The 12,899-nt window shown below is 34.9% G+C and carries 9 protein-coding genes; all 9 read left to right on the top strand.

From position 1 onward, the window contains the following. Positions 1-613: 613 nt before the first annotated feature. The 9 genes from AM1_RS01690 (at position 614) to AM1_RS01655 (ending at position 12,897) form a co-directional block, all read left to right on the top strand. The gene (locus AM1_RS01690) at positions 614-2,791 is read left to right on the top strand and encodes a GumC family protein (protein ID WP_049783675.1); all 2,178 of its coding nucleotides are present in this window, start codon (positions 614-616) and stop codon (positions 2,789-2,791) included. Between the two features lie 200 nt (positions 2,792-2,991). Next, complete coding sequence (locus AM1_RS41970; RefSeq protein ID WP_012161057.1) at positions 2,992-3,156, top strand: hypothetical protein; 165 nt, start codon at positions 2,992-2,994, stop codon at positions 3,154-3,156. Positions 3,157-3,237: 81 nt separating this feature from the next. After that, complete coding sequence (locus AM1_RS01685) at positions 3,238-4,122, top strand: hypothetical protein (protein ID WP_012161056.1); 885 nt, start codon at positions 3,238-3,240, stop codon at positions 4,120-4,122. Positions 4,123-4,172: 50 nt separating this feature from the next. Then, positions 4,173-5,345 (top strand): nucleotidyltransferase domain-containing protein, encoded by a 1,173-nt coding sequence (locus AM1_RS01680; RefSeq protein ID WP_012161055.1) that lies wholly within the window; start codon positions 4,173-4,175, stop codon positions 5,343-5,345. Between the two features lie 546 nt (positions 5,346-5,891). Then, positions 5,892-7,193, top strand: a complete 1,302-nt coding sequence (locus AM1_RS01675) for a WcaI family glycosyltransferase (RefSeq protein ID WP_041658691.1) — start codon at positions 5,892-5,894, stop codon at positions 7,191-7,193. A 157-nt stretch (positions 7,194-7,350) separates the two neighbouring features. Next, positions 7,351-9,147 (top strand): ABC transporter ATP-binding protein, encoded by a 1,797-nt coding sequence (locus AM1_RS01670; protein ID WP_012161053.1) that lies wholly within the window; start codon positions 7,351-7,353, stop codon positions 9,145-9,147. Positions 9,148-9,268: 121 nt separating this feature from the next. Then, entirely contained in the window at positions 9,269-10,111 is an 843-nt protein-coding gene (locus AM1_RS01665; RefSeq protein ID WP_012161052.1) for a sulfotransferase family 2 domain-containing protein, read from the top strand. A gap of 40 nt (positions 10,112-10,151) precedes the next feature. Beyond that, entirely contained in the window at positions 10,152-11,318 is a 1,167-nt protein-coding gene (locus tag AM1_RS01660) for a glycosyltransferase family 4 protein (RefSeq protein ID WP_012161051.1), read from the top strand. A gap of 16 nt (positions 11,319-11,334) precedes the next feature. Next, positions 11,335-12,897 (top strand): hypothetical protein, encoded by a 1,563-nt coding sequence (locus tag AM1_RS01655; RefSeq protein WP_012161050.1) that lies wholly within the window; start codon positions 11,335-11,337, stop codon positions 12,895-12,897. Positions 12,898-12,899: the final 2 nt, after the last annotated feature.

Genomic DNA, 12,899 nt, shown 5'->3' with positions numbered 1-12,899 from the left:
GCCGAATTTGGGGAGAAGGTGCGATCACAATCGGAATCGCTCAAAGCGCAGAGCGATATACTGCCCAATACATAAGTGCTACTTGGATAGCGCCAGCCAAAAGTTTTCAATTTATTCCAACCAGACTTCTCATCTTAAGCAACATGGGATGGGTAAACAAGCTACACGAAGGATTCTAGAAACTCACTCTGAAGTTGTCTTACGAAACCACTGGTTAGAGGCTTTTTGGTGTGAAGAATGTCAAGATGTTAAATGGTATTACATATACAAAAATGATCGTACCTACCGAGTTTCCACTCCTCCAAATGATATCTGGAGGCGGGTTGTAGGTGTAGGCTATCCTCGAGGTAATCCATCAGTAAGTGAATTTACCTTAAGACAGTCCAGAAATCCAGGTTATCTAATGAAGCGGTTTAGACATAATTCTTGAATTTATTTGTGAATAGCTTAAGAGTACTTTGAGGATCACCCAAGCTTTTGAGCTACAGACCCACTTGAAAAGTAGGTGATAAATTTATTCTGTTTTTTTAAGTGAGTCATTAACCCTTAATCCTTTTATTTGTATTTCGTTTTTGAACGGTCTTTTGTCTAATCTGGTTACTGGTATCCACTCATGAATCAACCGTTAAATATTGTTCAATCCTCTGAACAGTCTGATTTGTCAAATTATTGGTTGATGCTGAAGAGACGAGGTTTGCCTGCGGGATTTACTTTTTTGACCGTTTTATCACTTGCGTTGCTGCAAGCTTTTCAAGAGAAACCTATTTATGAAGCGGTTGGGCAACTGAAATTTGAGGAAAGTCAACGGAGCTCAAAATTAATTGGTCTAGATTCTGCAGTCGATGATGAAAGTCGGCAACAATCTAGTTTACGTTGGCAAAGGTCACTAGACACTGAAATCCTTACTATGAAAAGTCCCAGACGGCTTAGTATGCTTGCTTTGGCCATTGAAAGTCAAGGTCTGTTCTCCCGGCCTAGCGTAGAGCAAATTAAATCTGGGTTAGATATTTCTCAATTTGATGAGACTAACGTAGTCCAGATTCGATTCAAAAGTTATAATCGCGAATTTCCCAAAAATATTGTTAACTTGCTGATGCAGCAATATGTTGACAATACTCCTAAGTCGAAACAAGCATCTACCCAATCAGCAATTTCGTTTATTGAAAAACAACTGCCTCAAGTTAAGCAGCGCGTTAACTCTGCAGAAACAGCATTGCGCAAATTTAAGGAAACCTATCAGATTGCCGATCTAGAGATTGCTAAATCTGCTAACGCAACTAACCTTTCTCAACTCCAGACAGCCCTAGATGAAATCGATAGGGAGTTAGTAGAGGTGCAAACTCAGCAGCTAAGTCTGCAAAATATGCTAAAAGTGAATCCACAGCAAGCAATATTAGGAATTTCAACTGCCCACAAGAATATATCAACTAGCCTTGAGGAGATAGACAAAGACCTAGCGGAAGCAAAATCAAACTTTAGAGAAGATCATCCCGCTGTTTTGGAATTATTGGAGAGGCAGGCTCAATTAAAGCAATTGCTAAGCCAAAAAATAGAAAAATTTGCTCAGTCTGATGCCCAGTTAAATTTTGACTCGAATCAAGAAGATGATTTGCGCTCCCAACTTATCCAGCTGGATATTAGGCGTAATGGGTTGTCTAAGCAACAGTTGAAATTGAGACAACAATTGTCTAGTTATCGTCAGCAAGCACGAAATTTGCCTCAATTAGAACAACGTCAGAATGAGCTAGAGAGAACTGCAAAAGCATCTGCTTCTACCTATCGAAATTTGCTTGAACAAATTCAAGAGTTGAAAGTTACTGAAAATCAGTCTCCCTTGACTGTGAGTATTTTAGAAAGTGCGACTGATCCGGAACCATCTAAAACCACTTTTATCTCAGCAGCGATGCGAGGCGGATTAGCAGGTATACTTTTGGCATCAGGGGTAGTCTATGTTCTAGAACGAATAGATCGAAAGCTAAAATCCAAAGATGAAATTAGACAAGTTTACCCTTATCGAGTGTTAGGTGAAATTCCTTTGTTTGACGAAAGTGAAGCGGAATCCCTAAAACTACCAACTTTGTCCGACCCTGCTTCTCACTTAAGTGAAGCTTACAGAATGCTCCAATCTAGCTTGAAATTCCATGGTTTGGAACATTCTCCTAGAGTATTAATGATGACTAGTGCCATAAACCAAGAGGGTAAAAGTACGACTTGTGCTAATTTAGCGGTTTCTTTGGCTCAAATGAACCATCGAGTTTTATTGATTGATGCTGATATTCGCTTAGCCTCTCAACATCAAATCTGGGAATTAGGGAATCAAGAAGGCTTAACGCATATATTATTGAATAAACATTTTAATTATCATCAAGAATTGCCAACTCATAAGGTTGCAGATAATTTAGAGATTATTACTGCAGGAAGGATTTCATCCAATCCACTACCGATGTTGGAATCTGAACAATTTGCTAATTTTGTACAGGTTCAAATAGAACATTATGACTACATCCTTATTGATGCACCACCTCTGGTTTCTGTTGCTGATCCCCTTATTATTGGCAAAGTAGTTGATGGCATCCTATTAGTTGCTCGCCCAGGTCATTTAGAGCGTGAGTATGCTCAGAAAGCCCATGAGCTATTGATTCATTCAAATTTGAGTGTTTTGGGAACGGTTATTAACGGAATTCTTAATAAGAATGAGCTTTATTCTTATTATTCGCGATATGGTCACAACTCTAATCAAGAGAAGACTGCAATAAAGAGAAATTTATTAAAGCAAGTTATTTCAAAATAAGAATCATCTTGTTTGTTATCTACAGTATTTTTTTGATTTTTCTTAAAGTGATCATGAGTAACTATATTGTAATTATTAAGGGCTATTTTGTGAATTTATTTTTGATATAAATTTTTCGATAGATTGCGAATTACTAAACTTAATTCATTCTCGTTGAACATGCCTTAACTAATCCACACGCTATTTGGAGCTTTTGAATTATGAAACGGAAATTTTCAACACCTAAGTTGACTGCCTTTGGTTCTTTAGTAGGTATCACACAAGAATTTGATGATGAAGCTAGGGAGTTTGAAGAACAATTTGAAGAAGTTGATGATGATTTTGAATCTGCAGCTGTAATTGCTCCGGAACTTGATGACGGTTAGGCAGAATTTACCATTAAAGAGGGAAGAAATTAGTTCTTTCCTCTTTAATATCAAGCTATTAACTATATCAATAAACTTGATATGCCAGTCTATTCGGTGTTTGGTTTCTGTATTCAGTCAGATATTTACTTGCCTGAGCTTGTTGAAGCAGATGGACGCCCAGATGTAGTACTAAAGATTGATAAATTAGCAACATACCATCATAAGCATGATGCTGGCTTCTGTTTTCGAGGTAGAATATCGAACATTCTTCGTTTCCTTGTGTATAAAGGACAAGAAATAGTCATTGAGCCTTTTGCTAATGTCGAAATCGGTTTAGTTCGATCCATACTCTATGGGCCAATTTTTACTATTCTTCTTCGCCAACAAGGTCAGCTTGTTTTGCATGGAAGCTGTGTTGTATTACAAAATGCTGCTACTGCATTTTTAGGTCATTCGAAGGCTGGCAAGTCCACTTTGGCAGAAGCATTCCATCATCATGATTGCTCGGTAATTACTGACGATGTATTAGCCATTCAATTTGCTTCCGATTTTCCAACTGTTCTACCCAGCATCCCCCGGATCAAGTTATGGCCTGATTCCGCTATTGCAATGGGACATCAGCCTGATAAGCTTAAATCAATATACGGCTACTCTTCTAAGAAGGTTCACCTTCTTCCTCAAAAAGAATTTCCTGCCCTACCCTTATCAAGTATCTATGTCCTTAATCAAGGGAAGGAATTTTCTATTATCAAGCTTAATCCACAGCAAGCATTTCTAGAGATTTTAAAAAATTCTCGAGCAACTAAGGAACTAATTCATCCTCAGTTTGTGAAGCTTCACTTTGAGCAATGTACGGCCCTGCTTAAGAAGGTACCAGTCTATTTACTTACAAGACCTCTCGATCTAAATTCAATATCAAAAACCGTTGAGAAAATCCAGATTCATGAACAAGGATATCATCGAAGATTAATGCCTCTTTGTTAGTAAGTATCTTTAGATTATTTGTATATTGAAATTGATATTGCTATCGTTTTGTGATTTATATAAAACTGAAAAAAAGAAGTTCTACTGAATTCTCTAATGAGCAAAAGCTGCTTTTATCCTGTCTTCAATTAAAATCACAAACTAGGTATTTTAAAATTAATGCGATACTAGATCATCATAGTATTGATTGGCACCATTTTTTGAGGTTAACTAAGTTCCATAAAGTAATACCACCCGTATACCAATGTCTTAAGCAACATACTCATAAAAATATTCCAGATTATCTGCTTGCTAGCCTTAGAAAGTATTCTTGTGAAATCACTTTAAAAAATACTTTACATGTGGAAGAACTTAAACAGTTATTGAACCTGTTTGAAACCCATGATATTGATGTGATCCCTTTCAAAGGGCCAACACTTGCGCAGATTGCTTACGGAGGTACTCATGCTAGACAGTTCTGTGACTTAGATTTTTTAGTTTCAAGAAAAGACTTTAAACGTTGTGTAAATCTACTGATTAGTCTTAATTATCGTTCTCCTTATGTAAACCAAGGATGGAATTATTCGATTCTCTACAAGATAATTAAGAATTTTCACTATGATTTTATTGCTCATGAAATATCTTTTGGGAAAAGGAAGCAAGACTGCAATGTATTTATTGATTTACACCAGAATATTTCAAAATACTGTCCCGAATCCTTTGAAATTTTTTCTGATCGATTGTTGAAAATAAAGCTACAACAGCAATACTACCAAAGCCTAAAAACTGAGGATTTACTCAACGTTCTGTGTATCCATAACTCTCAAGATGGATGGAAAAAGTTTCAAGCGATTTATGATGTAGCTAATTTAGTTGATAATAACCCGACTCTTAACTGGCCTGATGTATTGAAGCTGTCTCAGGAACTTCGATGCAGGCGTAGATTACTACTAGGCCTAGCTCTATGTAAAAGCTACTTTGATATTGATTTATCCGACTCAATTGAAAATATGATTTTGACTGATCAAATTATATCTGATTTGATTGGTCAAATTGATCTGAGCTTAAAAAATAGTCCTGTATCTAGACGCACGTTTAGCATGAAAATCCGCTTTCAATTTATGAAGATGCAGATGCTTGAAAGCTTTTACTATAAGCAGAAGGTTTTATTTGACTTTGTTTGGTACTACTTGTTTGATAACTTCTACCGAGCTAAAGTTATGACGATGCCTTTCTCAAAATAAAGATTATTGCTTGATCTACAGCTATAATTTTTCGTGAGATAAGTAAGATTGAATTAAATTTAAACCCATAAAAATAAAATATAGTTATTCAATGCTAGTCCTAGTCTAAAACTATATATTTCGAAGAATTTAAATTCTAGTAGAAACTGTTAGACAAAAATTTGTAAGCCTACTTTTCATAGTTAGCTTGTCTTCTATATAGCTTTTCTTGAGTAATATTTTTCTGAAATAATATTAGATTATTTTTTTAAATATCATTTTAGCTCAGCAGTCTGAATATTGTTTGATATAAGCCGATGTTCTTTTTAAGTCTTTTCTTTAGGTTTATTGCGCTTTAGAAAGGTGGGTTGTAGCTTGATCAAGCTCATCTAAAGTAAATATAAAATAGGCTTGTATTTACAAGCCTTGCTTGTGCAAATATCTGAAGTGGCAAGCAATAAGACTTGAGAGAATTAGATTTTTAAATTAAATGATCATGTCAGAGAATCTTTTCTGATTCTCTTTTTTTTGTGATTATTTCCCCTTCAATTGTCTTAATTATTAATCATGAAGCCACATATTTTGATTTACAGTCTGAACTATTTCCCTGAGTTGATTGGAATTGGAAAGTATAATACCGAGATGGCGAATTGGCTGGTAAATGAGGGTTATGATGTTGATGTTGTATGTGCCCCCCCTTATTACCCTAGTTGGGAATTAAGTCCAGGGTTTTCTGGCTGGCGTTACTCGTGTAATCACTATGGCTTGGTCTCGGTCCATCGTTGTCCAGTTTGGTTGCCTAAAAAACTTTCCGGTATTAATCGCATATTGCACTTGTTTTCTTTTGCAATTTCAAGTGCAATACAGTTTATTTGGCTGATTTTCAAAAAAAAGATATCTGGAGTTGAGAGCATCATCTTCTTGGTAGAACCTCCGATCTTTTGTTTACCAGCAGTTTTGATTGCATCAAAAATATTTCAGTTTAAAGTTTGGCTACATGTACAAGACTTTGAAATTGATGCAGGTTTCTCTCTGGGTTTATTGCCAAGCTTTCCTCGATTAACTGTATTAGTGGGATCTATTGAAAACTGGTTAATGCAGAAAGTACAGGTTGTTTCAACCATCAGTGCTCAAATGAGCTTGCGGCTCTATCAGAAAGGAGTAAAGCTAGATAAGTGTGTATACTTCCCAAACTGGGTAGATTGTAATGCGATCCATCCTATAAATGAAACAAATGAGTACCGTGCACAATTAGGTATATCAGAAGACAAGATTGTATGCCTCTATTCTGGTAACTTAGGTGCTAAGCAAGGAATAAGTATCCTTATAGAAGCTGCTCGAATTCTTGAATGCACTGAAAAGATCGTATTTGTAATTGCTGGACAAGGTCCAATGAAAAGGGTGCTGGTTGAGCAAGCCCGTTGTTTGTCAAACATTTATTTCTTAGATTTACAGCCATCAGAACGTTTCAATGCGTTGTTAAATATGGCTGATATTCATTTGCTTCCTCAAGCATCAGGTGTTGGAGACTTGGTTTTACCTTCAAAGCTAAAAGCGATGTTAGCCTCTGGAAGGCCTGTTATTGCAACGGCCTATCCTGGTACTCAAGTATTTAATATTGTACAAACCTGTGGTGTTGCCGTTCCTCCAGAAGAGGTCCAAGAGTTGACTAAGGCAATAGCTGATTTGGCAAATCATCATCAAAAAAGACAAAAGTTAGGTAGTGAGGGTCGAAAATATGCTTTATCCCATTGGGACCGAGAGCAGGTATTGAGTCAGTTTGAGAGCAAATTGCGAAAACTTATTTTCACTGGAAAGCTAGTAAATCAAGATTTAGACTCTGAGGCTCAAAAGACAATTACCGCTTAGTGTTTATTTGTGAATTCACATCAAATCCAACCATTTACTGGTGGTAAAAATAACTCTGACATAAAGATTTTTTGGTAACGCCTATTTTTTAGTGATAATACTTGGTTTTGAGAACTAAATTTCTGTCGTTTGTATCTCTGTATAGGCAGTAATCTTGATGAATTTTTCTGCTTTTTCTTTATTGCCTTATCTCAGTAAAAATCGCCGTCTTGAGTTACTATTTTTTCTGGCATTGAGTATCCTATCCTCTTTTTTAGAGATTGGAAGTTTAGGCTCTCTTTATCCATTTCTGCAAGCTGTTCTGAATCCTAAAAAAATAATTGAGAGTTTGCCTATTGGTTTCTCTGGGTTGTCTAGAATGCATGAAAATAATATTATTCTTGGCATGGGAATAATTTTTCTCGTTATTGTCGTATTTAGCACGGTTGTTAGGATTTACACAATATGGGTTCAACAAAAGCTAACGGCAAATATTGCTGCTGATCTATCTATAAGTAGTTTTGATAATCTGCTAAAGCGACCTTATATATGGCATATAACTCATAATAGTAGTGAGGTTATCACTCGCTTAACAGAAGACGTTAATCAAGTTAGAACTGTTATTCTATCAGGACTAAATATAATTTTAAGTTCATTAATTGTTTTAAGTTTGGGACTAACTTTAGTTTTGATCTCACCACATATAACCCTATTTGCGACATTTATTCTCGGCAGCAGTTATATTATTATCTATCGCTTAACTAGAGGAACATTTTATAGGGAAGGAAAAGAAAGAATTGAAAGTCACCAACGGTCGATTAAGACTTTGCAAGAAAGTCTGGGTGGGATTCGAGATATTTTGTTGGATGATAGCCAGAGTGTTTTCTTAAATGACTATAGTCAGTCCGTAAATATATCTCGTCAAGCGGTCGCAAGAATTAATTTTAAGGCTCAAATTCCAAGATATTTAATTGAAGGAATCACAATTTTATTGATTTCAGGATTAGTATTTATTCTAGTACTTCAAGGTAAAAATATTAGCAATATCATTCCTGTCTTGGGTTCCTTTACGCTTGGAGCTTACAAAATCTTACAACCGCTGCAAAATGTATTTGTGGCGTTGGCATCCATCAAATCCAACTCCTCATCTATAGAGCGTCTGCTGCCCTATTTAGAAGGAACCCAGCATAGGGAAAATTTAGACTCACTTATTTCTACAAAAAGTGAAGATTTAATTCTTGAGAAAAATATTGAGCTGAGGGACGTTTGGTTTCGATACCAAAGTGCTGGAGATTGGGTAATCAAGGATCTAAATCTAAGGATTCCGATCGGGAGTCGGGTTGGTTTTGTTGGACCAACGGGTAGCGGTAAGAGTACTATTGTTGATCTGATTATGGGATTGTTGAAGCCTTCTAAGGGTGGCTTGATTTTGGATGGATACAATGCATCTGAAGATATTGATTTGATGAAGGCTTGGCGACATTATATTGCCCATGTTCCTCAGTATATCTATTTAAGTGATGCTAGTTTTGCCGAAAACATAGCATTTGGGGTTCCTATGCAGGAGATAGATCTGTTAAGAGTTAAGGAATCAGCTCAAAAGGCACAAGTTAGTAACTTTATAGAGGATCAAGCGCTTGGATATTTTGAAACTATTGGTGAAAGGGGCATAGGCCTAAGTGGAGGACAGCGACAAAGAATAGGAATTGCTAGGGCTTTGTATAAGGGAGCACGAGTTTTATTGTTAGATGAGGCAACTAGTGCTCTTGATAATAAGACTGAGAGAGAATTTATTAGTACATTATTATCAGGTAATGATAATTTAACGATTATTATGATTGCTCACCGTCTTTCAACAGTAGAAAAATGTGATCTAATTTATGAATTTTCTTTCGGTAAGTTGGTTGATAATGGCACCTATAATTCTCTTTTAGAAAATTCACATACATTTCGTTCTTTGGCTAAAACTAACTAAAAAGTAAAGCTTCTCTTATGTTATCTATTGGTTCTAGTGAAAAGTAGAAATAATATTTTCTAAATGTTAAGAATATTTTGAGTCAGTCAATATTATTAGATCAACAAAAATATTATGTCTTATGGCTATAAGTGAAGAATTAAACCTTGTATTTATCCATATTCCTAAAAACGCAGGTAAAAGTGTAACTAGTGCTTTAAATATTTTTGATTTATCAAACAAGAGAAATAATAAGCTAGTCCAACGTAATCTTATCGGCAACGTTGGGAGATTTTTCTCTCAACGTTCAAATCGCCATAGTCTGAACTTTTCTCCGAAAATGGGTATGTATGACTATCCACTTTATATGGGCCATTGCACCTTACAAGAGATGGTTTCATTACGATTGAGTTCAATTGAATTCTTTAAAAATGCAGATAAGTTTGCTGTAATTAGAAACCCTTTTTCTAGAACTTTATCACTTTTTCATCATTGGTGTAAGAAAAACTATAGGGATAAAAGCGAGGCATCTATTTTATTTGACAAGTTTATTACTGAGATAGAAAATATAAGGAGCTATGGAGAAATTGGAAGTGATACTCTTTTGGGAAAATGTAGACATAGCATGATATCGCATTTTAACTTGCAAGTAGAATTTCTAGATACTAATTTTTCAGGAATTTCATCTGACTATATCTTGCAGTATGAATACTTAAATGATGCTCTCAAGAGTTTTATTCAATATATTACACTTCCTGTTGATCAATTTGCTTGGGAAACTTATCCTAATTCACTATCTAAAGATTCATTCTGGTATGAAATTCTAAATAGCAATGAAATTGTTCTTAAAATAAATAGAATCTTTTCTAGAGACTTTTATGAATTAGGCTATCAGACTGATAATTTTTCTTTTGAAAATTCAAAATCATGTTTTCCAAAAGGGTATGAAGAAATTTCGTCAGGCTTTTTTAAGAGAGTTTCTTGAAATATATCTAAGCAAATCAAACTAATAAGTTAATTTATGTATGAGCATATCTGATTTTAGTATTGTTCAGACTACAATTGGGCGATTTCATCATTTCCATTTGGCCCGGCAATTGGAGCGTTTTAATTTATTATCAGCTATTTTTACAGGTTATCCTCTTTCTAAGTTACGCGATGAGACTGGAATACCAATTGAAAAAATACATAGTTTTCCCTGGGTGCAAATGCCTTATATGGCTAGGGGACGAATAAAACTTGATCGGTGGAACTGGTTAAATCGTGAGTGGGCTTGGCAAGCCCATCAAACTTTGGACCTTTATGTTTCAAAACATGTCAAGGAATTCACTACCTTAATTGCTTTATCTGGTTCTGGCTTAGTTTCTGGCCTCAAAGCCCAACGATTAGGAGGTTATTATATCTGCGATCGCGGTTCTTCACATATCCGTTATCAGGATGAGATTTTGAGAGAAGAGCATACAAGATGGAATGTACCTTATAAGGGAATTGATCCAAGAGTTATTGATAAAGAAGAGGCAGAATATGAATCAGCAAACTATATCACTGTGCCTTCAGAATTTGTGCGTCAAAGTTTTATAGAACAAAGGGTATCCCCTGATAAAGTACGTAAAATATCCTATGGTGCTCGACTTGACCGATTTCACCCTATTTCAAAACCAAAACCAGATGAATTCCGTATTCTATTCGTAGGCAGTGTGAGTTTTCGAAAAGGTTTCCTTGATTTACTACAAGCCTTTAATGATTTCAAGCATCCTAATAAAAAGTTAGTAGTCATTGGATCAGTTAGTTCGAATATTATTCCATTCATAGAAAAATATTCTATAGATCAGGTTACATTTATAGGAAAAATACCTAATAAAGAACTACCTCGCTATTATAGTGAATCTCATGTTTTCGTTTTACCCAGCATTGAAGAAGGTTTAGCTATGGTCATGGGGGAAGCATTGGCATGTGGTTGCCCAGTGATTGCTACAGAAAATGCTGGAGTCAGCGATTTACTCCAAGATGGCCGAGAAGGTTTTATCGTTCCGATTCGACAACCCCAGGCAATTACCGATAAGCTCCAATTATTATCAGATTGCCCAGACCTACGGGAAAAATTATCCAAAAATGCTCTTAAACGAGTTAAACAGCTTGGAGGTTGGGATTGTTATGGCGATCAATGGTTTAAGTTTTTACAAACATTCTAGTACCCATTTTTAAAAAATGTCATTAATCAGATCTAATTATTTTTTTAGTAAAACTCGTCCATTCGTATTGGCTTTACCATGGATAGGTTTGTTTACTCAGATAGCTATTAATACTGAAACATCTAATGCAAACTATTCATTTATAGCTGCAGCTGTTAGTAATTTGTTTATTCTTTATCTTTATCAACCCTACCAATGGTATAAGTTTCCAATTTCCTCTCTAGCCTTAACTGGGTATTGCATCCTTTATGCTCTAGGACCTTTGTTGCTAACTGCATTAGAGCAGCGCCCAATTATCTATGATCTAGAAGTTCCTGAAGATCTATTTCTTCATATTGTTTTATGTACTGGAACATTAATTTTTTCTCATTTTATATATACTCAAACTAATCTATTCCAAATAATAAGACAAAAAATTACCCTCTATCTTGATAGAAATTTAAATATTTTCCAAAAGTTAGATACTTTTAGCATAGCTATATTAAGTTTCTTTGGATTGATCTCTATGATTTTAGTCTACTGGTTGAATAGAGGAAATGATGTAGCCATCATTAAACTTATACAAGGTTTTATTAATTTTGCTTATTTCCCTTTAACTGCATTATTAATTCAATTGTGTAATGAGAGCAAAAAAGTTACTAAAGTAGATTGGTTGCTCAACTTTCTGTTTTTGGTATTGATTTTTATTGTTGCTTTAGGAAGAAATTCTCGTGCTACTTTTGCAATACCCATCGCAACCTATGGAATTGGTGTTTTTCTTTTATGGATATATCAATACATAAAAATTAGATTTAAAGTTATTGTTTCAATTCTAATTCTCATTATTTTTATAGTGCCACTAGCTTCTAATCTAGCTACTTCAATGGTTATGGTAAGAGCCTTGCGCAGAGATATTCCATCAGAGGAATTGTTAGTTAAAACAATAGATCAGTTATCAGATATAGAAAGCATTGAACAATATAGGGTTAAAACAGATGTTGATCGCCTAAGTGGCTATGATGAAAAATATCTTAGCAATCCATTCTTGCGCCGTTTTGTAAATTTAAAGTTTGCAGATATATCATTGAAATTAGGGAATCAATTAGATCATGCATCTCGGATTGAATTTAGAGAATTTTCAATTAATCGACTGCTCTCTATTTTTCCAGCTCCATTTCTTAGTTTTTTAGGTTTTTCTTCAGAGTTTAAAAAACAAGCGCTGAGTGTAAGTTGGGGTGATCAGCTTTTTTTCTTGATTACAAGAAATAAATATTTCTTAGGTAGGTTTTGGATTGGTCATTTCTTTGGAACTAGCCTAGCGGCGTTTGGATTTTTATATTTATTTTTTCTAGGTATATTGTCAATAATAATTTTTATACTCTTGGATGCACTTGTAATAACTAATGTTAGTTGCTCTCAAAACCCAATATTTTCACCAGTTGCAATAATAAATATTTATTCATTTTTTACCATTTTTAATGTAGGATCAATAGTCGATTTATCAATATTTATTTTTAGAGAATGGATGCAGGTAATATTTCTGTACCTTATTTTTTGTAAAATGCTCGTTGCAGTCAGTAGAAGTTTAAAATTAGCCTAAAA

Source organism: Acaryochloris marina MBIC11017 (assembly GCF_000018105.1).
GTDB classification, from domain to species: Bacteria; Cyanobacteriota; Cyanobacteriia; order Thermosynechococcales; family Thermosynechococcaceae; genus Acaryochloris; species Acaryochloris marina.
This window is presented reverse-complemented; position numbering and strand designations above follow the sequence as displayed.